The sequence below is a fragment of the Streptomyces sp. DT2A-34 genome (assembly GCF_030499515.1).
In the GTDB taxonomy this organism is placed as follows: domain Bacteria; phylum Actinomycetota; class Actinomycetes; order Streptomycetales; family Streptomycetaceae; genus Streptomyces.
Genome location: NZ_JASTWJ010000001.1, coordinates 4,828,791 through 4,853,402 on the forward strand (window position 1 = coordinate 4,828,791; position 24,612 = coordinate 4,853,402).

26 protein-coding genes and 2 pseudogenes are annotated in these 24,612 nt (G+C 71.5%); 10 read left to right on the forward strand and 18 right to left on the reverse strand.

The window, feature by feature from the left end; genetic code table 11:
• Nucleotides 1–102: 102 nt before the first annotated feature.
• Complete coding sequence (locus QQM39_RS21310; RefSeq protein WP_301998836.1) at nucleotides 103–1,644, reverse strand: glycosyl hydrolase family 28 protein; 1,542 nt, start codon at nucleotides 1,642–1,644, stop codon at nucleotides 103–105.
• Between the two features lie 409 nt (nucleotides 1,645–2,053).
• On the opposite strand from QQM39_RS21310, the gene QQM39_RS21315 reads away from it, so the two are divergent.
• Nucleotides 2,054–3,013, forward strand: coding sequence for an expansin EXLX1 family cellulose-binding protein (locus tag QQM39_RS21315; RefSeq protein WP_301998838.1), 960 nt, complete (start codon nucleotides 2,054–2,056; stop codon nucleotides 3,011–3,013).
• Between the two features lie 4 nt (nucleotides 3,014–3,017).
• Here QQM39_RS21315 and QQM39_RS21320 read toward each other — a convergent pair whose 3' ends face one another.
• The 4 genes and pseudogenes from QQM39_RS21320 to QQM39_RS21335 form a co-directional block, all read right to left on the reverse strand.
• A complete protein-coding gene (locus QQM39_RS21320; protein ID WP_301998840.1) occupies nucleotides 3,018–3,542 on the reverse strand; it encodes a hypothetical protein in 525 nt (174 codons plus the stop codon).
• Between the two features lie 168 nt (nucleotides 3,543–3,710).
• Nucleotides 3,711–4,127, reverse strand: a complete 417-nt coding sequence (locus QQM39_RS21325) for an arsenate reductase ArsC (RefSeq protein WP_301998842.1) — start codon at nucleotides 4,125–4,127, stop codon at nucleotides 3,711–3,713.
• Nucleotides 4,128–4,153: 26 nt separating this feature from the next.
• Nucleotides 4,154–4,923 (reverse strand): annotated as a pseudogene (locus QQM39_RS21330) (aquaporin).
• Nucleotides 4,920–5,300, reverse strand: coding sequence for a helix-turn-helix transcriptional regulator (locus QQM39_RS21335; protein WP_301998844.1), 381 nt, complete (start codon nucleotides 5,298–5,300; stop codon nucleotides 4,920–4,922). The pseudogene QQM39_RS21330 and the gene QQM39_RS21335 overlap by 4 nt, the downstream one beginning before the upstream one ends.
• 80 nt (nucleotides 5,301–5,380) lie before the next feature.
• On the opposite strand from QQM39_RS21335, the gene QQM39_RS21340 reads away from it, so the two are divergent.
• Together QQM39_RS21340 and QQM39_RS21345 are read left to right on the forward strand one after the other, a co-directional pair.
• Nucleotides 5,381–5,857, forward strand: a complete 477-nt coding sequence (locus tag QQM39_RS21340; RefSeq protein WP_301998847.1) for an ArsI/CadI family heavy metal resistance metalloenzyme — start codon at nucleotides 5,381–5,383, stop codon at nucleotides 5,855–5,857.
• Between the two features lie 48 nt (nucleotides 5,858–5,905).
• On the forward strand, nucleotides 5,906–6,130 hold the full coding sequence (locus QQM39_RS21345) for a cold-shock protein (RefSeq protein WP_301998848.1): 225 nt from the start codon (nucleotides 5,906–5,908) through the stop codon (nucleotides 6,128–6,130).
• Between the two features lie 85 nt (nucleotides 6,131–6,215).
• Here the strand turns inward: QQM39_RS21345 and QQM39_RS21350 are convergent, their stop codons facing one another.
• On the reverse strand, nucleotides 6,216–6,857 hold the full coding sequence (locus QQM39_RS21350; protein WP_301998849.1) for a lytic polysaccharide monooxygenase: 642 nt from the start codon (nucleotides 6,855–6,857) through the stop codon (nucleotides 6,216–6,218).
• Between the two features lie 249 nt (nucleotides 6,858–7,106).
• Between QQM39_RS21350 and QQM39_RS21355 the strand changes: the two genes are divergently transcribed.
• Complete coding sequence (locus QQM39_RS21355; RefSeq protein ID WP_301998851.1) at nucleotides 7,107–7,526, forward strand: hypothetical protein; 420 nt, start codon at nucleotides 7,107–7,109, stop codon at nucleotides 7,524–7,526.
• Between the two features lie 93 nt (nucleotides 7,527–7,619).
• On the opposite strand, the gene QQM39_RS21360 is transcribed toward QQM39_RS21355, so the two are convergent.
• From QQM39_RS21360 to QQM39_RS21370, 3 genes are all read right to left on the reverse strand, one after another.
• Nucleotides 7,620–8,111, reverse strand: a complete 492-nt coding sequence (locus QQM39_RS21360; RefSeq protein WP_301998853.1) for an RNA polymerase sigma factor — start codon at nucleotides 8,109–8,111, stop codon at nucleotides 7,620–7,622.
• Between the two features lie 174 nt (nucleotides 8,112–8,285).
• Nucleotides 8,286–8,933 carry a class F sortase gene (locus QQM39_RS21365; protein WP_301998854.1) on the reverse strand — a complete coding sequence of 216 codons (648 nt, stop codon included), beginning with the start codon at nucleotides 8,931–8,933 and terminating at the stop codon, nucleotides 8,286–8,288.
• Nucleotides 8,930–9,325: a sortase-dependent protein gene (locus QQM39_RS21370; protein WP_301998855.1), complete on the reverse strand. Its 396-nt coding sequence runs from the start codon at nucleotides 9,323–9,325 to the stop codon at nucleotides 8,930–8,932. Before QQM39_RS21370 ends, QQM39_RS21365 begins: the two co-directional genes overlap by 4 nt.
• 285 nt (nucleotides 9,326–9,610) lie before the next feature.
• Between QQM39_RS21370 and QQM39_RS21375 the strand changes: the two genes are divergently transcribed.
• The 3 genes from QQM39_RS21375 to QQM39_RS21385 all read left to right on the forward strand — a co-directional run bounded on the left by QQM39_RS21375 (nucleotide 9,611) and on the right by QQM39_RS21385 (nucleotide 12,141).
• Nucleotides 9,611–11,203, forward strand: coding sequence for a CBM35 domain-containing protein (locus QQM39_RS21375; protein WP_301998857.1), 1,593 nt, complete (start codon nucleotides 9,611–9,613; stop codon nucleotides 11,201–11,203).
• Between the two features lie 279 nt (nucleotides 11,204–11,482).
• Complete coding sequence (locus QQM39_RS21380) at nucleotides 11,483–11,851, forward strand: DUF6479 family protein (protein ID WP_301998858.1); 369 nt, start codon at nucleotides 11,483–11,485, stop codon at nucleotides 11,849–11,851.
• A 119-nt stretch (nucleotides 11,852–11,970) separates the two neighbouring features.
• The gene (locus QQM39_RS21385; protein WP_301998859.1) at nucleotides 11,971–12,141 is read left to right on the forward strand and encodes a hypothetical protein; all 171 of its coding nucleotides are present in this window, start codon (nucleotides 11,971–11,973) and stop codon (nucleotides 12,139–12,141) included.
• On the opposite strand, the gene QQM39_RS21390 is transcribed toward QQM39_RS21385, so the two are convergent.
• Nucleotides 12,101–12,607 carry a hypothetical protein gene (locus QQM39_RS21390; RefSeq protein WP_367668968.1) on the reverse strand — a complete coding sequence of 169 codons (507 nt, stop codon included), beginning with the start codon at nucleotides 12,605–12,607 and terminating at the stop codon, nucleotides 12,101–12,103. The genes QQM39_RS21385 and QQM39_RS21390 overlap by 41 nt on opposite strands.
• A gap of 293 nt (nucleotides 12,608–12,900) precedes the next feature.
• Here QQM39_RS21390 and QQM39_RS21395 point away from each other — a divergent pair, with 293 nt between their 5' ends.
• Nucleotides 12,901–13,365 carry an FxLYD domain-containing protein gene (locus QQM39_RS21395; protein ID WP_301998860.1) on the forward strand — a complete coding sequence of 155 codons (465 nt, stop codon included), beginning with the start codon at nucleotides 12,901–12,903 and terminating at the stop codon, nucleotides 13,363–13,365.
• A 140-nt stretch (nucleotides 13,366–13,505) separates the two neighbouring features.
• Here the strand turns inward: QQM39_RS21395 and QQM39_RS21400 are convergent, their stop codons facing one another.
• The 4 genes and pseudogenes from QQM39_RS21400 to QQM39_RS21415 all read right to left on the reverse strand — a co-directional run.
• The gene (locus tag QQM39_RS21400) at nucleotides 13,506–14,414 is read right to left on the reverse strand and encodes a carboxypeptidase regulatory-like domain-containing protein (RefSeq protein ID WP_301998861.1); all 909 of its coding nucleotides are present in this window, start codon (nucleotides 14,412–14,414) and stop codon (nucleotides 13,506–13,508) included.
• A gap of 152 nt (nucleotides 14,415–14,566) precedes the next feature.
• Nucleotides 14,567–14,857, reverse strand: coding sequence for a hypothetical protein (locus QQM39_RS21405; RefSeq protein ID WP_301998863.1), 291 nt, complete (start codon nucleotides 14,855–14,857; stop codon nucleotides 14,567–14,569).
• A gap of 178 nt (nucleotides 14,858–15,035) precedes the next feature.
• Entirely contained in the window at nucleotides 15,036–16,709 is a 1,674-nt protein-coding gene (locus tag QQM39_RS21410; protein WP_301998864.1) for a glycoside hydrolase family 13 protein, read from the reverse strand.
• Between the two features lie 69 nt (nucleotides 16,710–16,778).
• Nucleotides 16,779–16,934: pseudogene (locus QQM39_RS21415) on the reverse strand (RNA-guided endonuclease TnpB family protein); the annotation flags it as partial.
• A 56-nt stretch (nucleotides 16,935–16,990) separates the two neighbouring features.
• Between QQM39_RS21415 and QQM39_RS21420 the strand changes: the two are divergent.
• Nucleotides 16,991–17,401: a hypothetical protein gene (locus QQM39_RS21420; protein WP_301998866.1), complete on the forward strand. Its 411-nt coding sequence runs from the start codon at nucleotides 16,991–16,993 to the stop codon at nucleotides 17,399–17,401.
• Between the two features lie 20 nt (nucleotides 17,402–17,421).
• Nucleotides 17,422–17,766 carry an ATP-binding protein gene (locus QQM39_RS21425; protein WP_301998869.1) on the forward strand — a complete coding sequence of 115 codons (345 nt, stop codon included), beginning with the start codon at nucleotides 17,422–17,424 and terminating at the stop codon, nucleotides 17,764–17,766.
• 598 nt (nucleotides 17,767–18,364) lie between these two features.
• Here QQM39_RS21425 and QQM39_RS21430 read toward each other — a convergent pair.
• The 4 genes from QQM39_RS21430 to QQM39_RS21445 all read right to left on the reverse strand — a co-directional run bounded on the left by QQM39_RS21430 (nucleotide 18,365) and on the right by QQM39_RS21445 (nucleotide 24,551).
• Nucleotides 18,365–18,727: a hypothetical protein gene (locus QQM39_RS21430; protein ID WP_301998871.1), complete on the reverse strand. Its 363-nt coding sequence runs from the start codon at nucleotides 18,725–18,727 to the stop codon at nucleotides 18,365–18,367.
• Nucleotides 18,728–18,760: 33 nt separating this feature from the next.
• Nucleotides 18,761–19,660, reverse strand: coding sequence for a glycine betaine ABC transporter substrate-binding protein (locus QQM39_RS21435; RefSeq protein ID WP_301998873.1), 900 nt, complete (start codon nucleotides 19,658–19,660; stop codon nucleotides 18,761–18,763).
• 18 nt (nucleotides 19,661–19,678) lie between these two features.
• Nucleotides 19,679–20,332 (reverse strand): hypothetical protein, encoded by a 654-nt coding sequence (locus QQM39_RS21440; RefSeq protein ID WP_301998874.1) that lies wholly within the window; start codon nucleotides 20,330–20,332, stop codon nucleotides 19,679–19,681.
• Nucleotides 20,333–20,564: 232 nt separating this feature from the next.
• Entirely contained in the window at nucleotides 20,565–24,551 is a 3,987-nt protein-coding gene (locus QQM39_RS21445; RefSeq protein WP_301998876.1) for a helix-turn-helix domain-containing protein, read from the reverse strand.
• Nucleotides 24,552–24,612: the final 61 nt, after the last annotated feature.

A 24,612-nucleotide genomic window follows, 5' to 3' on the forward strand; every position in this document is an offset into this window, starting at 1 on the left:
GACAGTGAAGTTGCTCGTGACGTCCGTCGTCTTCCACGGGCCCGCCGAGTCAAGGCAGTTCGCGGGCGAGCGTCACCCCACTCGCCCGCGATCCGCCGAGGATCAAAGAGCCGCGGCCTCCTCGGTGGTCAGGAACCGCAGGTTCTGCACGTACTCGTTGACCAGCATGGGCACGCCGTCGGAGGCCAGGTACCACCTCGGCTTGCCCGTGCTGTCGGCGATCACGCGGCCGTTGACGCGCAGGTTCTCGAAGGTGACGTCCTTGACGAGACGGTCCTCGCCGAGGCCCATCATCACCGAGAGGTCGGCGTTCTTGCCGTTGTAGCTGAGGTCCTTGACGTAGACGGACTCGATGCCGCGGCCGGGCGAGGTGTTGTACTTCGGGTTGTACTCGACCCGCATGTGGATGAGCTGGCCCCAGCGGAAGTCCTCCACGCGGATGTTGTCGAACTTCACGTCCCGGACGAGGTTGCTGTCGCCGACCATGAACGCGATGGCGCCCTGGTAGGTCACCTGCGGCTCACGGTGGTCGAGGATGTCGATGTTCTCGAAGGTCAGGTTCTCCAGCATCTCGGGGGTGTCCGAGTTGCCGTGCACACCGATGTTGATCGGGTGGGCGACGTCGGCCCACAGGCTGCAGTTCTTGACCGTGATGTTGCGGGTGTCGCCGTAGAAGTCCCAGCGGTGGGTGTAGAGGGCGACGGAGTCGTCGGACGTACGCAGGAAGCAGCCGTCGATGGTGATGTTCTCGGAGCAGTAGAGCTGGATGCCGTCTCCCCAGCCCTGGTGGCTGAAGGCGCGCAGGTTCTTGATGGTGAGGTTCTGCGACTCGGCGACCCGGACGTTCTCGTAGCGGGGGTTGAGGATCGTGACACCGTCGATGGTGACGTTCTCGGTCTTGCGGACGAAGAGCGCCCCGTTCGGGGAGTTGTAGAGCACGCCGCGGCCGGTCAGCCGGGAGTTCTCCACGTTCTCGAAGATCACCTGAGAGGTGAGGACGGCGCCGGGGGCCAGATAGACGGTGGTGCCGCTGGGCACCTTCAGCAACCGGTCGGAGGTGGTGTGCAGACCGGGCCCGAAGTACATGACGTTCTTGTCGCCCTCGGCGGGCGGGTTCTGCTCGACGGGGTTCGCGAACAGGTGCAGGCAGTCGAAGATCTTGTCGTCGACCTGGACGACGACGTTGCGGGGCCGGTCCAGGGTGAAGCGCGCGGTGCTGCCGAGCACCTCGGGCTTGATGCCGTACGAGTCCGGGCGGATGCGGAACTTCTCGGCGCTGCCCGGGTTGTAGGTGACCTCGACCTCGACGGTGCCGGAGAAGTCGAAGGCGGCCCAGGAGGAGTTCTGCGCCCTGTTGCTGCCGGTGACGGGGTCGATGAGCGCGAGCTTGGCCAGGTAGACGTCGAGTCTCTGCCAACTGCCGCCGGCGGCCCGGACCTTGACGGTGAAGGCGTTGTTGACGGGGACGGACGGCAGCGTGGGGTGGGCGACAACGATGTTCCCGGCGGCCTCGTCCCCGGCGGAGGCGGCAGTGGCGGAGGCGGTGGCCGCGTTCGCCGTACCGGCGAGGCTGTTCGCGAGACCGGCGGCCGCGAGGACTCCGGCGGCCTGGAGAGTGGATCGGCGGGAGAGGGGTGAGGTCATGAGGACTCCTCGGTGATGGCAACCGGTTGCCGAGATGAGGCGGGCCCGATCTTGTGGCCGTATGGGAGGCCTGGTCAAGGGAAAGGACCGATTTTCGAAAACAATCGGGGAGCCGACCCGACCCGCCGTGTGGCAACCGGTTGTCCCCGACTCTCCAGCCGGAAGCACGAGTTCTGCCCCGACCGACACGACCACCGCCGCGGGCGCCTTTCGAAACCCGACACCGACGTACGCCGAAGCACGCCGGAGGTACGCCGGAGGTACGCCTGCCGAAAGTACGCCGCTCGCACGCGGCAACCTTTCCGGCTTGCGCGACCACCGATACGCGTGAGGCCCTCTGCCGTACGGCTGGGGCGGCCTCGCAAGAACCACGTGCTCTGCTTCCGCCGAACCACGTAAGGACTCATCCGTGGCATCCCGCTCCCACCGCCGATCCCCGCGCAAGTGGCACACGGCCCTCGTCCCCGCCGCGGTCGTGGCGGCCGTCGCACTCGCGGCATCCCTGCTCATGGTCCTACGCCCCGATGGGGAGACGACGGCCGGTCACGCGGCGGGCGCCCCCGCAGCCGCCACGCAGTCGACGTCCCCACGGAAGACGCCGATGCCCCATCCGACGCGGAAGCCGAAGCCCACCAAGGCGACCACCCCCGCCGCAACGCCCGCCACGACCACCCCACGACCTCGTGCGACCCCCACAACGGCACGCCCCTCGGCCAAGGCGACGCCCCGACCGGCGTCGGCCACGGCCCCGCTGGCGGGACGGCTACGCCCCGACGTCACCTACGAAGGAGTCGCCACCTTCTACGACACCGGCAACGGCGACGGCGCCTGCCTCTACGGCCCGACCGACGACGTCATGACCGCGGCGATGAACCACACGGACTACGAGACGTCCAAGGCGTGCGGCGCGTACGTACGTGTCCGCGCGGCGAACGGCGCCTCCGTCACGGTCCGCGTCACCAACGAGTGCCCCCTACCCTGCGCCCCCGGCCAACTCGACCTGAGCGCCGAGGCGTTCGCCGAGCTCGCCGCGCCCTCGGCCGGTCGGATCCCGGTCACCTGGAGCCTGCTGAGCCCCAGCACGTCCGACACGATCTCGATCCGCTACAAGACGGGGTCCAGCCGCCACTGGTGCGGCATCCAGGCGGTGGGGCACCGCAACCCCCTGGCCCGGCTGGAGGTTCGCGACGGCAGCGGCTGGCGTCAACTGCCGCGCGCCGAGTACAACTACTTCCTCTCCGAGCAGGGCAGCGGCTGCGGCGGCGAGATCAGAGTCACCGACATCTACGGAGAGGCGCTGGCGGTCGAGGGCCTGGCGATCCGGCCGGACGCCCTGCAGCCGACCCGGCTCCAGTTCGCGGCGCGCTGACCGCTCAGGTGCCGAGGCTCCGGATGGTCGCCTCCACGAGACGGTCGCCCTTGGGGGCGTACCACGAGGTGTACGGCGACAGCTTGGCGACCGCCGCTCCCAGCCACTCGGGATCGCCGAGCCGGTCCAGCGCCCTCGCCTCGGTGAGCTGGTCGAACAGGGCCTTCAGCACGATGGCGTGGCCGGCCGCATAGCGGCGCTCGTGATGCGTGTAGCGGACCTTCCACAGCTCGTACGGATGGCGCAGGATGCCGTACAGGGAGCAGCAGTCGCGGCCCATGTCGGCGCCGGGGGCAAACGCTCCGACGAAGCCCCCGGCGGGGGTGGCGTGCCACCTCACGTAGGCGGCCCGCACCTTCAGCTCGACGAACCGGGACCACGGGAGCACGAGCTGGGGTGCCGTCTCCCCGCGCCGGTGGTGCTCCAGGCCCTCGGGGGTGAGCTCGACGCACAGGCCGTCCTTGCGCGCCGGATCCCCGATCACCCACCGGTCCCCGACCAGCTCCAGTGGCCCCAAGCGCGGAGTCATGGCCCTCCCTCAGTCCCGCGACAATCCAGCGACGGTCCCGCGATCTTTCCGTACCGGGCGCATGACCGACCCCCCGGCGACCGGCCGTGTCAGCTCTGCCTCGGGTCCTGGCAGGGACGGTTGATCTCGTGACGGCATGCCGGCCGGATCCCGGCAGCCCGAGTCAGGTCAGCTCGCCGGGGCGATCTCCTCGATCAGACCCCGGATGCGCTGCTCGATCTCGTCGCGGATCGGGCGGACGGCTTCGACCCCTTGCCCGGCGGGGTCGGTGAGCTGCCAGTCGAGGTAACGCTTGCCGGGGAAGACCGGGCAGGTGTCGCCGCAGCCCATCGTGATGACGACGTCGGACGCCTGGACCGCCTCCACGGTGAGCACCTTGGGGACCTCGGCGGAGATGTCGATGCCCGCTTCGGCCATGGCTTCGACGACGGCGGGGTTGACGGTGTCGGCGGGGGCGGAGCCGGCGGAGCGGACCTGGACGCGGTCGCCTGCCAGGTGGGTGAGGAAGGCGGCGGCCATCTGTGAGCGCCCGGCGTTGTGGACGCAGACGAACAGGACGGTCGGGCGCTCGGCGGGAGTGGTCATGGCGGTGTCTTTCTGGGCGGGACGGCTCAGGAGCCGGAGGGAGCGGCGAGTTCGGGTTCGCCCTGGGCGGGCACGGCACCCGATGCGGGCACGGCCTCCGATGCGGGGGCGGGCGGGCGTGCGGACTGGGCGAACACGGCGGCCATCAGACCGAGGCCGAGTACGGCACCGGCGATCTGCGCCGCGATGAACGGCCCGACGGAGGCGGGCGCGATGCCCGCGAAGGTGTCGGTGAAGGCGCGGCCGACGGTGACGGCCGGGTTGGCGAACGACGTGGAGGACGTGAACCAGTACGCCGCTCCGATGTAGGACGCCACGGCCGCCGCGGCGAGGTGGGCCCGGCCGCTACGGGTGAGCCCGAAGATCAGAAAGACGAGGCCCGCTGTCGCGACCAGCTCGCCGAGCCACAGGTGGCCGGCCGAGCGGTCATGGGTGGACCACTGCACCAAGGGCTTGGCGAACATGGCGTCGGCCAGGACGGCGCCGCCGATCGCCCCGGCCGTCTGGGCGGGGAGGTACACGGCCACGTCCCGAAGGGTCGGTCCGTCGGGGTGCGGCGGCCGGTGAACCAGGCCGCGAGCGTGACGACGGGGTTGACGTGCGCGCCGGAGACGGGGCCGAGCAGCGCGATGAGCACGCCCAGGCCGAACACGGTGGCCAGGGAGTTGGCCAGCAGCTGCACGCCGACGTCGTCGGTCAGCTCGGTGGCCTGGATGCCGGAGCCGACCACCACCGCGACCAGGGCGGCCGAGCCGACGGCCTCGGCGAGGGCCCGGCGCCCGAGCGACGCGCTCACGCGGTCGTCCCTGCCTTCTGCGCGGGGGTCAGGAACGTCGAGAGGCGGTCCAGGGCGGCGGGGAGCACCCAGTAGTAGACCCACGTGCCGCGGCGCTCGCAGTCGATCAGACCCGCCTGTCGGAGCAGCTTGAGGTGGTGCGAGATGGTCGGCTGGGACAGATCGAAGGCCGGGGTCAGGTCGCACACACAGACCTCGCCACCCGCCCGCGACGCGATCAGCGACAGCAGGCGCAGCCGCACCGGGTCGCCCAGCGCCTTGAAGGTCTTCGCCAGCTCGGCCGCCTGGTCCTCCTCCAGAGGCGCGGCCACCAGCCCCGGGCAGCAGGCGGCGGGCCGGTCGTCCTGCCCGAGCACCACAAACTCCTGCTTCGACATTCTTCTATGTTGACAAACATCGATCCAAGGCGCAAGCTCTGTATTGACAAACACCAATGCATGCAGATGGGAGGGGCATCATGTCCCGAGCACAGCTCGCTCTGCGCGTCAGTGACCTCGAAGCGTCGATCGCCTTCTACGCGAAGCTCTTCGGCGCCGAACCGGCCAAGCGGCGTGCGGGTTACGCCAACTTCGCCATCGCCGAGCCCCCGCTCAAGCTCGTACTGATCGAGGGCGAGCCCGGCGAGGAGACCCGCCTGGACCACCTCGGCGTCGAAGTCGAATCCGCCGAGCAGGTCACCGCCGCCACCACCCGGCTGAAGGACGCCGGCCTCGCCACCTTCGAGGAGAACGACACCTCCTGCTGCTACGCCCTCCAGGACAAGGTGTGGGTGCACGGCCCCGGCCGGGAACCCTGGGAGGTCTACGTGGTCAAGGCCGACGCCGACACGCTCGGCAAGAGCACCGACCCCGAGGCCACCGGGGACGGCTGCTGCACCAGCCAGGCCGGCGAAGCGGAACCGGCACCCGCCGCGGCGGGGTGCGGCTGCGGCTGACCAGGGCGCCGGGCACGTCGGCGCGGACGGCGACGTAGGGTCTGGTTCATGGTGACTGCGACGGTCCGCGAGTGGCACGACGAGGAAGGGTGGGGCGTGCTCGACTCCCCTGAAACCCCCGGTGGTTGCTGGGGGCACTTCTCCGCCATCCAGACGGACGGGTTCGCCACGCTGTCACCAGGACAGAAGGTGGACCTCACATGGGAAGCCCCTGGCTTCTCCCAGGACGGGTACGACTACCGCGCCGTGAGCATCGCACCTCAGCACCCCTGAGCGAGCGGGCAGCAGCGCCGCAGGGCGCGGTTCCCACCGGACGCACCGCATCCGATGGGAACCGCCGGCTCCGGACGCCCACAGCTCAGCGGAAGTTCACATCGCTGCACAGGAAGTACGTCTGGTCCATGTGTGACGCCTGCCAGATGGTGTAGACGACGTGGCGGCCGCTGAGGCCGGACGTGCTCACGTCGATCGAGTAGTTCTGGCTCGGGGCGTACTCCCCGGTGCGGGCGACCAGTTGGAGGTCGCTCCAGCGCAGTGGCTGGGTGGTGGGGTCGAAGCCCTGGCGGGTGACGTACACCAGGAAGTAGTCCGCGCCGTGGCTGGCCTGGTCGTAGAGCCGCACGGTGAAGTCGCTCGCCACGTCCGTCGTCTTCCAGGCGCCCACGGCGTCGAGCGAGTTGTAGCGTCCGCCTTCGGTCCGACCCCCGCTGCACAGCCGGCCGTCGGGGATGACCGCCTGGAAGTCGCCCGCGGAGCCGTTGCGGTACAGGCCGTTCCAGTTCCACATGGCGTTCGGGTTGTCCTGCCAGGCCTGCCAGCACATGGGGTCTTCCTGCTCCATGGCCGGGTTCTGGAAGTCGCTGCCCCAGCGTAGCCAGCAGCCGTAGTTGCGGGACGCCGGGTCGACGACCGAGCCGTGAGCGGCAGCCGTCCCGCTCCCCGGGATCAGGCAGAGGAGCAGTGCGGCGAGCACGGTCAGGAGGAGCGCCGGGCGGGGCACGGGGCGCCGTGTGGGGGCAGGCGCGAGGGGGTTTGTGATGTGATCATGACAAGCTTGATGTTGCAGCACGGTCTCCCTCTTTCAAGGTGGGGGGATGGGGGTGTGGGTGGTACAGGGGTGCTGGTGACGCAAAGGTGCGAGAGCCAGTGTGGGAGCGCTCCCATCACAGCCAGGCTGCGCCCCCACATGCCCCCTCCGCAACGCCGGATCGCGCCACTTTCCCGCCCCTCGGCCGCCTACGAACGAGGCGTGCCCGTCTCCGTCGCCGTGACGCCCCTCGCCGGATCCGGTGACGGTCCCGCCCCCTGCGACGTCGGTGTCGCCGACGGCGCGCTGGTCGGGGCCGCCGGACTGCTCGGCGTACGGGACTCGTCGGTCCGGGAGTCGGCGGCGGGCTCGGACGTGGCGGATTCGGACGGCACCGTCGGAGTCGGCGACGCCGATCGGGGCGACGACGCCGACGGGGTCGGGATCGCCGACGGGGCGGGAGGCGTCGTACGGCCGCTCGCGGGCGGAGGGGCGAGAGGGGGCGCGGGGGAGGCCGGTCCCGGCGAGGTCCCCAGGTGGAGCGGCAGCGCGACGAGCACCGCGACGGCGCAGGTCACGCCCGCCCCGATCGCCGTACGCACCAGTCGTCGGCGGGATGCCCGGCGGCGGATGGCCGCGTAGCTGCCGGGGGGTGGGGCGAGGTGGTCCGAGGACGGGCGGAGGATCACCGCGAGAGGGTCGTCGGGGGACGACTCCGGGCCGTCCGCGTCGTCGTCAAAGCGTGTGGTCAAGGCTTCTCCTCAGATGAACGCGGAGCAGTTCGCGGGCCGCGTGGAGGTCGGCCTTGACGGTCCCTTCCTTGCGCCCGGTCAGCACGGACACCTCCCGGATCGGCATGTCAGCGTAGTAGTGCAGGAGGATCGGGGTGCGCAGGCGTTCGGGGAGGGACTGGACCAGCAGGCGTACGGACGGGTCCGCCTGCTCCGTACGGGAGTTGACCGCCGCTTCCGTGGTGACCCGGCGCATCGCCCTGCGCTCCCGCTCCAGCTTGCGCCAGTGGTCCCGGACCAGGTTCGCCGCCGTGACGTAGAGGAAACCGCGCGGCTCCTCCACCCGGCTCCAACGGGCCCAGAGCCGGGTGAAGGCCTCGGAGGCGATCTCGTGGGCCGTCTCGTCATCGTCGACGAGCCGGCGGCACCAGCCGGCGAGGCGCGGATAGAGGGCGGCGAACAGCTCGGACGCCGCCCTGTCTCGGGACCGTTTCAACGCTCTACAACGCTCTCCATGGTCGTGCGGAAGCTTGCACTGTCGCTTGGGCTTGCACTGTCGCTTGGGCTGGCACTGTCGCTCGGGGGGATGCCGGACCGTCGGCATGCGTTCCACGGGCCGTCAGGGGGCCGTAGCACTCCACTCGTCGCGGCCCTCAACTCGTCGTAGCGTTCAACTCGTCGCAGCCCTCAACTTCGCGAACACGATCACGTTGTCGCGGTACTCGTCCCCGGCCCGCGGCCCTCCGCACGTGATCAACCGCAGCTCCGGGTGGTCCACGTCCCCGTACACGTCGTCCGCCGGAAAGTCCGCCTTGGCGACCGTCCGTACGGCACTGACCGCGAACTCCGCCGACGTGCCGTCCTGCCTGCGCGCCACGATCCGGTCGCCCCGGTGCAGCCGGGCGAGGTGGCGGAACACCCCGTCCCCGTAGGCGCCCACGGTGACATGGCCGAGGATGACCGACGGGCCGACCTGACCCGGCGTCGGCGAGTGCCGGTACCAGCCCGCCCGGTCGTCGGCCGTGATCGGCGGCACCTGCACGGTGCCGTCCGGCGCCAGCCCCAGCCGCATGACCGGGGTGTCGACCTCGATCGCCGGGATCCGCAGTCCGACCGGGGCCGAACGGCCAAGGGGATGCGGCGGGTTCGCGGAGGCGGAAGGCCGCGGAGTCGTCGCCGTGCCGGCCGCGCTGCCCTCCGCACCCCTCGTCCGCCGGGAGTGCGCGCTCGCGGCCTGCCCCGCCTCGTGGCCGCCGCAGCCCACCAGCAGCGAGGCCATCGCCGCCGTGGCGAACGCGCGCCTGGACAGCGGCATCATGCGCCGTTCGTCCGCCGACGCCGTACGACGAAGGCCGTCGCGCCTCCGGCGAGGAGCACCGCGGCGACTCCCCCGCCGATCAGCCCGCTCTGTCCGTTCCCGGAACCCGAAGCCGGCGCCGTGACTCCGGTGTCGGGCGCCCCCGACGGTACGACGGAGACCTGGCCGCCGTCCGGCGCGCGGGTCGGCTCGGCCGACGGCTGCGAGGGGGCGGGGGTCGCTTCCCGGGGCGGCTCGGTGGCGCTGGGCGTCGGGACGGCCGTCTCCGAGGGGACGGTGACCGTCGGGCTGGGGACCGGGGTCGGGGCAGCGCTGTCGGCGAACGCGGGCGTGCTGCCTGCCAGCAGGGCCGTGCAGGTCAGTGCCATGGCGCTGAGGACGGTTCGGCGCATTGAGTCGCTCTCTTTCGTCGGCCCGGCCGTACTCGCGTACGGGACGGGCTGGGTGACGGTCGAGCGGAGAGACGACGCGGCAGTGGGGCGGGTTGTAAAGAGAAGGCAAAGTCATGCGAGGGGCCGTCGACAACAGCCCCGGCCCCAAGTTGTTCATGGTCGTGAATTTGAATCACGTACACATCTATTGACGTGTATGCGGCAGGCCCATACGGTCCCGAACGTCCCATCTTGAGAAAGCGCTTTCCCTATCTGCCACGACGTGTAACAGAAAGGGGTCAGCCCATGCACCCGCACTCCGTCAGACGCAGCACTCCGGCCCTGGCCGCCGCCGCCCTCCTCACCACCACCCTCGTCGCGCTCACCGGCACCACCGCCGAGGCCGCGACCACCCGCTACGAGGCCGAGACCTCCCCGGCGGTCTGCACCGGCACCATCGACTCCGACTGGGCCGGTTACTCCGGCACCGGGTTCTGCAACGGCACCAACGCCACCGGCGCCTACGCCCAGTTCACGGTGAACGCCCCCGCGGCCGGTACCGCGACCCTGAACATCCGCTTCGCCAACGGCACCACCACCGCCCGCCCCGCCTCCCTGATCGTCAACGGGACCACCGTCCAGACACCGTCCTTCGAGGGCACGGGCGCCTGGACGACCTGGACGACGAAGACGCTCACCGTCCCCGTCAACGCGGGCAGCAACACCATCCGGCTCAACCCGACCACCTCCGGCGGCCTCCCCAACATCGACTACGCCGACGTGGTGACGAGCGACACGACCCCCGCACCGACCGGCCCCGTCCTGTACGTGGCGCCGAACGGCACCGACGGCGCGGCCGGCACGGAGTCGGCGCCCACCACGCTCACCTCGGCGATCAGCCGTATCGCCGCGGGCGGCACGATCTACCTGCGCGGGGGGACGTACAACCAGTCCTCCACCGTCACCATCCCGGTGGGCAACAACGGCACGTCCAGTGCCCGTACGAAGCTGTCCGCCTATCCCGGCGAGAAGCCGGTGCTGAACTTCTCGGCGCAGAGCGAGAGTTCGTCCAACCGCGGGCTGCAGGTGATGGGGTCGTACTGGCACGTCTACGGCATCGTCGTCGAGCGGGCCGGTGACAACGGCATCTTCGTCGGCGGCAGCAACAACGTCATCGAGCGCACGGTGACCCGCTTCAACCGCGACACCGGGCTCCAGCTCGGCCGGATCGCCTCCTCCACGCCGACCAGCCAGTGGCCCTCCAACAACCTCGTCCTCAGCGCCGAGTCGCACGACAACGCCGACTCCGACGGCGAGGACGCCGACGGCTTCGCGGCGAAGCTGACCGTCGGCGGCGGCAACGTCTTCCGCTACGCCGTCGCGCACAACAACATCGACGACGGCTGGGACCTCTACACCTACTCCGACTACGACCCCATCGGCGTGGTGACCATCGAGGACTCCCTCTCCTACGAGAACGGCACCCTCAGCGACGGCTCGCAGGCCGGCAACGGCGACCGCAACGGCTACAAGCTCGGCGGCGAGGACGTGCCCATCAACCATGTCGTGCGGCGCAGCATCGCCTACGACAACGGCAAGCACGGGTTCACGTACAACAGCAACCCGGGATCGATGACCATCTCGAACAACGTGAGCATCGACAGCACCGAACGCAACTTCAACTTCGACGCGGGCACGTCGGTGTTCCGCGGCAACACCTCGTGCCGCAGCGGCAGCGGCACGAACGACCGGATCATCGGCGACTCCGACAGCTCCAACCAGTTCTGGTCGGGCACGAACGGCTCCCGGTGCTCGTCGTACAGCGGCGCCCTGGGCTGGTCCTTCGCCTCGGACGGGCGTCTCGTGGTGACCTTCGGCGGCACCCAGGTCACCCCGTGACCGGCGGCTGAGCGGGCCACGGGCGGCATGCGTACCGAGAGGGCGTGACAGCCCGCCCCACAGCGGCACCGTGCGCCGCGGCTCCCGATGCCGGGACCGTGGCGCACGCTTCCGGTGCTCGGGCTGCCGACCGGGCTGTCGTGCTGCCGGCCCCGATGCCCGATCCGTCCGGAACCGCTGTCGCGGGCGACGGGGCGAAACGCGCGTAGACGGCGAAAGCGGACGCCGGTTTGACGCTTCCGGAGGAGCTTATTCGCCCGTTTCGGTGATAATTGGGGCATGAGTACAGCGACGTTTGTACTAGCGGCCGCGTCGAGCGAAGTACTCAACGTGGTCGCCGCCTTTGTGGGTGGCCTGTTCATCGCCGGCGCCCTGATCTGGGCCGTGCAGCTCGGCATGCGGGTCCGTGACAAAGAGCTGCCCCGGCCCACGCCCGACGAGCAGCCGCACCTCCCCGACACCGGTCCGGTCCATGAGGAGCGCGAGATCAGGGAGCCGGACGAAGTACCGCACGCGGTGGGCAAGGAACGGCTCCTGCCGCACGAGCTGCACCACGCGGGCAGCAGGCGCAGCGAGGACCAGCACCGCAAACGCTGGCTGCCCGGAAAGAGCGGGGCCTTCGGCGGGGGCGGTCTGGGGCACGGCTGAGCCTGGAAATCCAGGCGACGGGAGCGGCTGCCCGATGCCATCCTGCCCGGACCCGCACGTGCGTGTACGTGTCCGGGTCCGGGTCCGGGCAGGGGAGCGGATCGAGCGGACGACGCTACGTGGCCAGGGGCGTCCCCGGCGGCTACCGCATCTGGGACAACCACGGCCGCCGTTTCTGGGGCGACCTCTACGAACTCTGCCCCGACGACCTGCTGGCCGAGCTCAACGGCGGCAAGGACCCGACCCGGATCAGCGCGCTGCTGAGGCGCTACCGCGCGTTGAAGCGCTAGCGCCGGCCCTGGGGACGTCCGGGGCCGTGGCGAGCGCCAGGATCACGAAGAAGTCGACCCCCACCATGATCACCGACCACACCGGCGTGTACGGCAGGAACAGGAAGTGGAGCACCATGCTGAGGGACGCCACGAAGATGCCGGTGATCCGAGCCCACCAGGCGCCCTTGAGGATGCCGTAGCCGACGCAGGCGACCACGACACCGAGGGCGAGCAGGACCCAGCCCCAGGCCGTGAGGTTGATCTCGAAGACGTAGTCGCCGATACGGCCGTAGACGTCGTCCCCGGCGATCGCGGAGATGCCCTGGAGGATGGCCAGCAGACCGTTCACCAGCATCAGCACACCGGCGAAGACGAGCCCGCCGGCGGCCCAGCCGGGGGCGGGCTGATATCCGCCGGGACCGGGGCCGGGACCGGGGCCGGGACCGGGGCCGGCCGAAGGCCAGGTCGCCTGGGACGCAGGCATTCCAGCGGACCCCGGGGATCCAGCGGGGCTGTGTGCCGCGTCGGTCGCGTGCGACGGCGACTGCGGCTGTTGCTGCTGGCTCATGGCTGCCGTACCCCACTTCTCGCGTGTTCCACGATCGGGTTCTGCGGTCGGTACGACGATGGGTGGGCCCCGGGGCGGCCACCACGGGAGACGGGCCGATCGGGTGAGCCCGGTCCCCTGGAGCGCCCTGGAGTGCCCCTGAGGTGCGGACAGCAGCGCACGGATCTTCACTGAGGGAACCGGACCGGAACCGACCCGCTGGAGGCGCCATGCCCGGTCACCGAACGCGGTGGAACACAACCGCGATCCTCACGACGACCGCCATCGTGGCCGCCACCCTCGCCCTGACGACCTCCTGCACCGACGACGACACGCCCTCCTCGGTGGCCGGCAAGGCGGCATCGGCCTTCGCCTCGGCGACGGCGGAGGCGGGCCGCCAACTGGACGACATCAAGGGCGGCATCGACGCCAAGGACGCGGTGAGCCTGGGCGATCCGAGCACCGACGCGGACGGCCGTACGACCGTGGAGGTCGCGGCGCGGAACACGACCGACGCGACGAAGTCCTTCGCCGCGCAGATCAACTTCCGCGACGGGGACGGCAACCTGCTGGACGCGACGGTGGTGACCGTGTCGGACGTGCCGGCGAGCGGGACCGGAAAGGCCACCGCGCGCAGCACGCGTGACCTGGACGGCGAGGTGAGGACGGAGGTGGCCAGGGCCGTGCGCTACTGACCGGCGCCCAGTGTGGGCCCCGGATCCCTTTTCCACATCCCCGAGGGGACGTGGGAGCGGTTCGATCCCATGAGCACGGTGCGCCTCGTGTCGCCGCTGTGGCGGACGACGGTGTTCTTCGTCATGCGATCGCGCAGCGTCTAAAGCGGTCCGCCCCCAGCGTTCGACGCCGTGTCCGGCTGGGCGTCCGCCGAGCCCGTCACGATGATGTCGATCTGCTCGCTCGTCGCGCTCACCCCGTTGAACGCGGCCGTCGCCTGGAGGCGGCCCTGGCCGGGCGGGAGGGGGTGGGACGGTACGCAGAACCATGTGCCGGCGGGCGCGGCAGTGGTCGAGCAGACCTCCTCCTCCTGCGCGTCGCGCACGGTGACCTGGGCTCCCGGGTAGGCCGACCCCGACATCTTCGGCAACGCGCCCAGCGGCACGCCCGACTGGGGGCGGGACAGGACCGGCGCGGGCAGCCCGACCGTCACGGTGCAGGTGCCCTTCTGCCGCACCGTGCCGTCCGCGTCCCGCAGGACCAGGGCACAGTCGGGGAGCCGGGTGCCGGGCTCGGCGTTCGCGGGGACCGACAGGACGAAGGGGAACGTACGGCCCTTCCAGGTCGCCAATGCGGACTGGTCAGCCCCCGACTCGTCAGCCACCGATTCGTCCGTCGCCGGCTCATCTGCCGTCGATCCATCGGCTGCCGACCCCTCAGCCGCGGCAGGCGACCCCACAAAGGTGTACGTCCCGCTGATTCCGCCCAGAGCCACCGCCCCCCGGTACCCGCCCGCGGCGAACGGCGTACCCGTCACCCTCGTCTGCGCCGGCGCCGTCAGGGTCAGTACCGAGCCCTCGCCCAGCGGCATCCCCTCGTAACCCCCGACCTCGACGATGCCCTCCCGCCCGGGCTCGATGGTCGCGGTCGCCCACAGGTCACGGCCGACCGTTCGGGTCGGGCCTTCACCGCCGTAGGCCGTCCCGGCCGCAGCTGCCATTCCGGCCGTGGTCACCACGCCCGCAGCGGCGAGCAACCCAAAGATCGTCGTCTTCCAGGACCTGCTCATCGTCGGCGGAGCTCCTCACACGTACATCGGCGGCACCCCTGCCCGCGATTCTCGCGGCCCGCTCCGCGGGTGACGCGCGCTGTTCGGCCGTACGCGCCGCGCACCACCCGTCCGGGCGGCGAACCGTAGGCGTACACCGCCCTGCCTCAGTGTCACTCGTCCGTCTCCGCGTCCGGCTCCGGGTGCCGTACCGCCCTCCTCACGTCCTCCTCGACCTGGTTGCGCGCGGCGCCCTGCTCCTTCGCGTACTCGGTCACCGCGCTCTGGACGTCACGGGCGAGGTCGCGCCAGGCGCGCCAGGCGGTCTCGTACGTGTCGGTCTGGAGCTCGGTCCACGGTGTGTGGGCGGGTGGCCCGTAGTGGTCCCGTAGCTCCTCCACCCTGCTGTGTGCCTGGTCCGCCGCCCGTTGCATGGCGACCAGTTCGTCGAAGGTGCGTGCCACGCGTCCGGATCCTTGGGCAGCGGGCGGGCGCTGCCCGGTTCGCCACGCGAGCGACCCGCGCCTCTCACTCGGACGGCGTCGGCGCGTGCCGCCGGCCGGGCCTGGACGGGCCTGCCCGGCAGCCGCTGCTGCCTGTCCTGCTGCCGGGTGCCACCACCGCGCCTGTCCGCGCGACCTCTTACGCCAGCCAGACCGTCATGTCCGGCCCCAGCAGGCGCCCCTCCAGCGGCCCGCTGCCGATCAGCACCTCCCCCGGCGGCAGCTCGACCGCCGTGGCGGAGAGGTTGGCCACGCACCGCCAGCCGTCGGAGCGGACGAAGTGCAGGACGCCGGGTGGGCTGTCCGGGGCCCACTCCAGTTCCTCCCCCGCCAGGAGCTTGCGGCGCAGGCGCAGGGCCCGGCGGTAGAGCTCCAGGGTGGAGCCCTCGACGCCGTCCTGGGCCTCCACGGCGTACGCCGCGAAGCCCGACGGCTGGGGCAGCCAGGAGCCGCCCGCGCCGAAGCCGTACGACGGCCCCGTCGTCGTCCACGGCAGCGGCACCCGGCAGCCGTCGCGGCCCTTGCGGACGCGCCCCGTCTGTTCCCAGATCGGGTCCTGGAGGACCTCGGCGGGCAGGTCGGCGACCTCGGGCAGGCCGAGTTCCTCGCCCTGGTAGACGTACGACGAACCGGGCAGCGCGAGCATGAGGAGGGTCGCGGCGCGGGCGCGGCGCAGGCCGGCGGACTCGTCGACGGCGGGTGCGCGGCCGCCGGAGAGGAGCCAGGCGTTGTCGTCGGTGCCGGGCGGGAGCATCAGGCGGGAGGGGTGGCGAACGACGTCGTGGTTGGACAGGACCCAGGTGGCGGAGGCGCCCGCCGCGCGGGCCGTGGCGAGGGAGTCGGTGATGACCCGCTTCAGCGCCTCGGCGTCCCAACCGGCTTGCAGGTACTCGAAGTTGAACGCCTGGCCCAGTTCGTCCGGGCGGGCGTACAGGGCGCGGCGGGAGGACGGGTTCACCCAGGCCTTGGCGACCGCCATGCGGGGCGGGCGGTAGGCGTCGAGGATCTTGCGCCAGTCGCGGTAGATCTCGTGGACCTCGTCGCGGTCGTAGAAGGGGTGGGTGCCGGGCGGGAAGGCGGGGAGTGCCTCCTCTCGGCTCAGTTCCGGGGCGCCCAGGTCTCGTAGCGGCTCGCTCAGGTCCTTGGCGAGCGCGTGGGCCACGTCGACGCGGAAGCCGTCGACGCCGCGGTCGGACCAGAAGCGCAGGGTGGTGCGGAAGTCGGCGCGGACATCGTCGTTCTCCCAGTTCAGGTCCGGTTGTTGGGGGGTGAAGAGGTGCAGGTACCACTGGCCGTCGGGGACGCGGCGCCAGGCGCTGCCGCCGAAGACGGACTGCCAGTCGGTGGGCGGGAGTTCGCCGTGCGGGCCGCGGCCGTCGCGGAAGACGTAGCGGTCGCGGGCGGGTGAGCCGGGGCCGGCCCGCAGCGCCTCCTGGAACCAGACGTGCTGGTGCGAGGTGTGGTTGGGGACCAGGTCGACGATGACTTTCAGGCCGAGGCGGTGGGCCTCGGCGGTCATGGCGTCGAAGTCGTCGAGGGTGCCCAGGCGCGGGTCGACGTCGCGGTAGTCGGCTACGTCGTAGCCGCCGTCGGCCAGTTCCGAGGGGTAGAAGGGGCTGAGCCACAGGGCGTCCACGCCGAGGGCGGCGAGGTGGTTCAGGCGCTGGGTGACGCCCTTGAGGTCACCGAGCCCGTCGCCGTCGCCGTCGGCGAAGCTGCGGGGGTAGACCTGGTAGATGACGGCCTGGCGCCACCAGTCGGGGTTGCGGGACGAGAGGTCGGGGGTGTCGGGCGTGGTGGTGCGGACGGTCACGCGGACTCCTCACGGGTGCGTACGGGCGACATTGAATCCTCCCCTCCCTGACGGGAGGGGATTCCTGGCTCAGGAAGCCACCTGAGGCAGCGCCCCTGGTGGTCTTATGCCCTCAGCGCCAGCCGGGTTGAGACCAGCCCGGATGAGCATCACGCGTGCGGAGTTCTTGTCCCGTGGGCTCACGGTTCCGCATGCGGTGCAGGTGTAGGTGCGCTCTCCCAGCGGCTGGGGTCCCCCCACGCCCTTAAGGCAGTGGGGGAGGTGTGGATGTGTTGGCGCGGGTGCCTGATCCGCGCGGGCGGCGCAGGACCCGCTACGAGTTCGGCTTCCTGCCGGCGGCTTCGGCGGTCGCGGTGGTGTGCGGCGCACGTTCCCTGCTCGGCCTGGCCCGCTGGATCCGCGGCGCACCGGGCGGTACTGGAGCGCCTCGGCCTGGGCCGGCACGCGGTGTGGCGGGCGTCGGTGGACAGCACGCTCGGGCGGGCCTGACGCGGCATCGATTCCGACGTCCTGGACGACGCGCTGTGCTCTGGGTGGCCCAGGTGCTGAGCGCGGATCCGGCGGTCGCGGGGAACACGCCGGCAGCCGTGGCCTTCGACGGCAAGATCATGCGGGGTGCGGCCCGTGCCGGGACCCGGCAGCCGCACCTGGTCGCCGTCGTCGACCAGGCATCCGGCACCGTAGTTCGCTGAGCGGCCGCACTGTACGGGCGTTGACCCGAACCGAACTCCTCGCCCACGGTATCGCGGACGACGCCGTCGACTCCGCGCAGCTCGTTCACTCCGAACTCGTCGGCGACTCGGTGCGGGCCTGCGGTGAGCACGTGCCGTTCGTGGTGGAGGTGTACGTGACGTCGTACGGGATCGCCGTGAACGTGCACGATCCGGACCCCGGCGCGTTGCCGAGGCCCCGGGCGACGGTGCTCGACAGTGCGGACGCCGAGAGCGGACGGAGGCCCGGCCTGGTCGAGCTGCCGGCACCGGGGTGGCATGTGCGGGGGTCGGCGATCGGGAAGCAGGTTCGGTGCCGGGTATTCGCTGAGCCGGGGTGGGGCTGAGGCGAGCTGCGAGCATCGGGGCCGAGACGCTTTCAGCGGGCTCCCGCACCGTGCCGGCGTGACCGCCGGGTGGGCGGGAACACCGCGGTGGGACACGCGTGCCGGGTGGCGCGGAGGTGGTGGGCCAGGGCGCCGATTACGGCGGCGTTCACCAGGGCGCAGAGGAGGACCCGGACACCCAAGACCCCGGCGGCGAGCACCGCAGCCGGTCCGCTGCCCTCCACGCTGCCGGGGCCGACGGGAGGACCGCGCCAAGGAGGGAGAGCGGCTCCGTGAGCAGGAGCGGGATCGTGGCGTACACGCTTCCCGAGAAAGCGAAAGCGATCGGCACGGAGGAGGCGAAGACGGCCAGACAGCCGCGGACGGGCCGGTTGTCCGTGGCGAGCGCGAGTAGTCGGTGCAGCCGTGGGAGAGGGGCGCGGGCGGGAGGCGTTCGACATGGCGGGTCCCTGCGGATCGGTCCGTGAGGGGTGTTCTCCACGGTGGACCGGGGGGCGCGCTCAGGCATGAGTGCGGGTGCTCATCTCCGTACGGGTTTCCGCCCATGCCGTCTCGACGAGCAGGGGGGCGGGACCCTTTCGAGTCCCGCCCATGCGGTCTACGACACGTGGAACGTCGTCGTCCGGCCCTTCGTATTGGGGACGTACTTCTGCTTCCAGGTCCAGGCGCCGCTGCCGAACTTGGAGTGGAGTTCGACCGAGGAGTTCTTCTTCCACCAGTAGTCCCACATGGTGGCGCAGGTGTGGGCCCAGGCGTCCCAGACCGGGGAGTCGTCCCACTCGTTGTGCTGGTTGTAGCCCCTGACCCAGAACCGCAGGTTCGAGTTCGAGTCGTTGCAGACCGTGATCTGTATGGCGGGGACCCCGTCGGCGGCGCTGGCCGTTGTGGGGAGGGCCAGGCCGCCGAGGACGGCGGCCGCAGTGAGCGCGGTTACGGCGAACTTCCTTCTGATATCACGCATTTCACTGTCACCATTCTGTTCGAGTGAGGGGGATCAGCTGAGCAGCCCTTTGGAGCGCAGCCAGGTCCGCGCCGCCTTCGCGGGGGACTCGCCCGCGTCGACGGAGGAGGCGAGCGCGGCCAACTGATCTGTCGTCAGCGCCGAGTTGACTCGGGCCAGGGCTTTTCTCGCGGCCAGGCCCGCGTACGGGGCCTGGATGAGAGGGAAGACGTGCTCGGGCGGGATGACGGCCTCGGGGTCGGTCAGCACGACCAGCTTGTCCTCGGTGAGGGACGGGTCCGTGCTGCGCAGGGCCAGTACGTCGGCGGTGGCCGAGGTGCCGGCGGTGGTGAGAGTGACGCCGTACGCCTTCTTCAGTGACGAGGGTGTCGGGGCGTCGGGGTCCTTCGAGGCGGCGCCGCCGAGGGTGAGGCGGCTGCCGGCCTTGGGGAGGTCGGCGAGGCTGTGCAGGTCATGGGCCTGGGCGGTGGCCCTGGTGACCGCGAGGACGACACCGCGGTCGGCCGCGGCCGGGGGCAGGGCGGTGATGCCCATCGGCAGCGCCATGCTCAGCGTCGTCGACACGTTCCCGGGCAGGGTGTCCCCGCCCGGGAACGTGCGCAGCAGGGTGCTCTCGTACGCCGGCGCCAGCCCGAGCTTGCCCGCCACCACGGCCTTGGCGGTGGCGGAGGGCGAGGCGTAGCTCGTCGTCGCCATCCGCACCTTCTGCCCGGCCCCGGTGAGGAGTTCGCCGTACATGGCCGCCACCACCCGGCTCTCCGCCGAGGTGTCGGTGCCGATCACCGTCGGTCCGACAGCGTCCGCGTACACGGTGTCGGGCTTGCTCGTCGCCCCCGCCGCACAGCCGGTCAGGAGGACCAGCGAGCATACGGCGGCGGCAGCGAGCCGGAGCCGGGAGCGGGAGCGGGTTGCCGAGGTCGCGGAGCACCACATGCCGTTGTCCGTCCTGGCTCAGCGGCAGTGGGCTGCGCGGTCGCCCGAGTTCATCGGCGCGTCCTTGAAGTTGACATAGCCCGACTTGGGCTGGTCGGCGTTGAAGCCGGCCGACTGGTAGTTGTTGATGTACCAGATGTAGTGGCCGTAGTAGCGCTTGCCGAAGTGCAGCTCGTACCAGCCCTTGGCCTGCTGCTTGGAGGTGCCGCGCTCGAGCCAGCCCTTGTAGCCGGACGGGATGTTGACGGTGTCGGTCACGGTGTCGGTGTGCGAGGCCACCCAGCTGTGGCTGTAGCTGGCCGTGACCTCGGTGGAGAACGTCTCGAACCACTTGTACTCGGCGCTGATCGCGATGCCGAAGGTGTTGGTCGAGCCGGTCGTGTCCATCCCGCCGACGGTGTGCTGGTTGGTCTGACTCCCGCAGTTGTAGGCGGTGGAGCCGACCTGGTGCTTGGGACCGGTGTAGGTCCAGTAGTCGGTGGCGTGGAACTCGCAGAGGTCCGTGCTGTGGCCACACGCGTCCAGCAGCTGCTTCGTGGTGGGGCTGTCGGCGGCGGAGGCCTGCGGGGCGGCCATCAGCGAGGCGCCCAGGGCGAGAGCCGCGACGGCCCCGGCGGTGCGGAGGGCGCGCTTGGGGGACGAGGAGGAGGTCTTGCGGCGGGCGAATGCCATCGGTGACTCCAGTGACGGGGATGAAGAGGGGGGGATGAAGCGGTCGGTCTGTTTTCCGGGCAGCCGACGGGATCGCCGTCGGCTGCCCGCCGGTTTCACTGACCGGGGGGGTGCAGCGAACCGGGTGAGCCCCACTTTTGGCGCCCTGGATTTGTCTATCAATGCAGGTCAGAGGCGTAAACAACCCATTGGAGGACGGAAACGGGACACGTTACAACCCGTTCACGCTCCATTAACCGGGGGCCTTTCCTACGAGCGGCCGGCGTGCGGTCTTGCCTGGCCTGGAGCGCGGATGTGCCTCGTCGGCCGAGGGAGACGCGGCTTCGCGCCGTGCTCCGGGAGGCGGCACGGCCTCCGGCGTCACGATGCCGTGCGCGGACGCGCCGGGCTTCCGGGACGCGTGCTGCCGAGCGACGGGCGGCGACGAGGTGGTGCGCGCCGGCGCCGGAGTCCCGGTCGGCTTCGGCGAAGCGGCTGGGGCGGGGCCGACTTCCGCGACCGGGTCGGCGGTGCCGGACACGGCGCACAGGCGCCGGTAGGGCACATCGGGGAGGTAGGTCCGCCATTCGTCGGCGGTCAGGTTGCGGCCGGCGCGCGCACAGAGCCGGCTGACCACCTGGGCGGCTCCGACGGCGTACCGCTGGACGGGGACATGGGCGCTGCTGGCGTGGACGGAGTCGCCGTGCCCGTCGAAGGCGAGCGAACGGATCGCCTCGCCGGGCGTGGTGAGGCTGCCACCGAGAGGCTGCCGGGTGGCGGTGTCCCACAGCCGGAGCGCGCCGGAGGCGTAACCCACCGCGAGGGTGCGGCCGTCGGAGCTGAAGGCGAGCGCGGTGACCCGGGCGCCGATCGCTCCGTCGCCGGCCACTCCGGCGACGGGCGGGATGACGGCCTCCCGGTGGCGTTCGGTACGGCCGTGCCAGACCGTGACGCTGCCGAAGCCGCCACCGGTGGCGAGGTGGACGCCGTCGGGGCTGAGAGCGAGAACCTCCGCGCCGCCGTCCGGGCCGAGCGGTACGTCGGTGTCCAGGCCGAACGGCAGCGCGGAGGCCGGGCCGGTGAAACCGGAGGCCAGGGCGGACTTCAGGGTCGCGGTCAGGGCTTCGGGCCGGTCGGTCCGCGTTCCGCGGGCGGTGTTCCACACCTCTCCGGTGGGCGAGCCGGCGGCCGTCGCCCGGGAGAGGAGCAGTTTCCCGCCGCCCGGGGTGAGCGCGATGGAGCGGACCGGGGACGATCCGCCAGGCTGAAGGACCGCCCGCACTCGGTGATCTGTCACATTCCATACGACGAACCGCGCGCCGGACGCTTCCGGCTCCCCCACGCCGTACGCGAAGTCCCGCTCGTCCGGACTGAACGTCATCAGCGGCCCGACGCCCCCGGCCCCACTCCGGCCGTCGGCTGCCGCGAGTGAGGGCAGCCGGGCGAGGACACGACCCGTCCGGGTGTCGCGCAGGCTGAAGCGGTAGTGGTCGCCGTGCCGTTCGGCGGTGGCCAGCAGGCGGCCGTCCGGGCTGAACGTCTCGCGGTCCAGCGGCCGTTCGAGCCACGGAGAGGTGAGGGGCACCGCGAGGTCGAGGGAGTGCACGGTGCCGTCGGCCAGGTAGCGCAGGGTCGGGCCGTCCGGATCCCAGGCGAGGGCGGTGACGGGCCCGTCGGAGAGGGCGTGGCGGAACACCGGTGCCCCCGCCGCCGATATGCGCCAGACCGTCGTCCCGTCCGGGCCGGCCACCGCGAGGAACCGCCCGTCCGGGGTGAAGGCGAGGTGGGACACGCCGGGTTGGGCGATGTCCGCGAGCTCCCGGCCCGAGGCCGTGTCCCAGACGCGTATCGCAGCGTCGGAGACCGCCGCGAAGCGCGTCCCGGCCCGGTCGAAGACGAGGGCGGCGGACGAGCACTCCACCGCCGACGAGTCCTGCCAGGCGCCGGTGACCGTGCGGTGGCGGACGATGTCCCGCAGCATGAGCGGCTGGCCCTGTGCGCACACGGCCGCCAGGCGCCCGTCCGCACTCGGCACGACGACGTCCATGGCACTGGCGGCACCTGCGGCGGAACGCTCCAGCACCACCGGGTCGTCCGTGAACGCGCTCAACTGCGCCGTCGTATCGGGGCCGTTCACGACGTACGCGCCGACGCCGAGCTCCGAGTCGGCCGCCCCGTGATACCCGACGGGGTCCTCCGTCCCCGCCGGCAGCCGCCACAGCCGGGAGGCGCCGTCACCGTCAGTACCGGCCAGGGCGAGGGTCCGCCCGTCGAGGCTGACCGCGGTCACCGCACGGTCCGGCAGGCGTCCCGATCCGGTACGGCGATGTGTGGCCACGTCCCAGGCCGACCACCGGCCGCCGCCGACGCCGAGCAGGGTGCGCCCGGAGTCGGCGAGGAAGTCGCGGGTGTCGTCGTTCTGGTCGGGGTCGGTGAAGGCGTCGCGTTCGGGTTCGGCGAGGGCGTCGAAGAGGGCGGCGCGGCTCTCGGGCAGCGGGGCGAGCCGCCAGGCGGCGATGCCGAGCAGGGTCCTGGTGCGGGGATCGGTCACCCGTTCCCCGCCGACGAGGCCGGCGGCCTGGCGGGCTCCGGCCAGGCTGCGCTCCCTCTCCGCCACGTCGCTCTCGTGCCAGGCGATCTGCCCGGCGACCAGGATCCCGCACACGACGAAGATGAGCGCCCCGACGAGTCTTCGCATGTGGCGCTGCGCCCGGGCGGCCGTCCAGCGCTCCATGCGGTGGGCCACCCGAGAGGCGCTGAGGAAGGCGCGCTCCCGTGCGGCGAGGTCGTCGTCCTGCTGTTCGCGGGTGAACAGCACGTCGGCCAGGGCGAGGTTGATCCCCCGGTACAGGGTGCCGGGGTCGCGGCCGTGCTCCTGCCAGTTGCGGGCGGCCTCGGTGAGGTGGCGGTGCATGCGCAGCCGCTCGCGGTTCTCCTCGAGCCAGCACTGCAGCCGGGGCCAGCCGGTGATGAGGGCCTCGTGGGCGAGTTCGACGTTCTCCTCGTCCACGGTGACGAGCCGGGCCTGGGAGAGCCGTTCGAGGACGAAGGGCACCTCGGGGTCGGGCCATTCGCGCAGGTCGGCCCGTCTGACCGGGCGGCGGCTGTCGGGCGTGCCGTCGCCGGGGGCGATGAGGGCGAGCAGGAGCCGGCGGGCGGTGCCGGCCTGGTCGGGCGACAGGCTGCCGTAGACCTCCTCGGCCGCCGCGGCGATCGCTCCGTGGACGCCGCCCGTCTCCTCGTAGGCAGCGAGCGTCAGCACTCCGCTGCGTCTGCGGCGCCAGGTCTCGCGCAGGGCGTGCGAGAGCAGCGGCAGCGCGCCGGGCTGGCCGTACACCTCCTCGACGATGCGGGCGGTGAGTTCCCGTTCGACCCGCAGGCCGGCCGCCGTGGCCGGTTTGACGATGGCGTCCCGCAGTTGGTCCCGGGTCATCGGGCCGACCGTCAGGCTCGTGTGCCGCAGTGCCTCGGCGAGGCCGGGGTGCTCGGCGCACCGGCCGTGGAAGCCGGCGCCCACCGCCACGACCACGCGCAGGCGGCCGCCGGAGTCCTTGGCGGCGAGCAGCTGCTCGACGAACAGCCACCGTTCGGCCCGGTCGCGGCAGAGCGTGAAGATCTCCTCGAACTGGTCGACCACGACGATGCGGTACGGCTCGCCCGGTCCCGGCGCCAGAAGTCGGCCGTGCGTGGCGACCGGCCGCGAGCCGGGTGTGATCAGCCGCAACTCCGCCGCACAGCCCGCCTCCTGGACGACCTTCTCCAGCAGGGGCAGCACGCCGGCCCGCAGCAGGGAGGACTTGCCGCTGCCGGATGCGCCGACGAGCACCGCGAACAGGTGCTCCTTCATCAGCCTCACCGTGTCCTCGGCGAGCTCGGCCCGGCCGAAGAACAGCTCCTGGTCGGCCGGTTCGAACTGGGTGAGTCCCTTGTACGGTGACTCGCCGCCCTCGGTTCCGCGGGCCGCGACGTCGGTGGCCGCCGCCAGCCGGCTCTCCCACTCGTCCGGATCGGCCTCGCAGGCCCGCGCGTACGCGCGCACGACCGCCACCGACGGCAGCCGCTCGCCCGAGGCCGCCCGTGACAGGGCGGCCACCGAGACGCGGGCCTGTTCGGACATCGTCCGGTACGACGGGGAGCCGGCCCGCGCACGTAGTGACCGCAGCTCGTGGGCGAAGCGCTGCACCGGCCCCGCGTCGGGATCGAGCAGCCGCTCGGGGCGTCCCCGCTGTCGGCTGCTCACGGCCGCTCCTGCACATGGCATCTCACGTTCACAGGAATTCGCTCTCGCAAACGATTCGGGA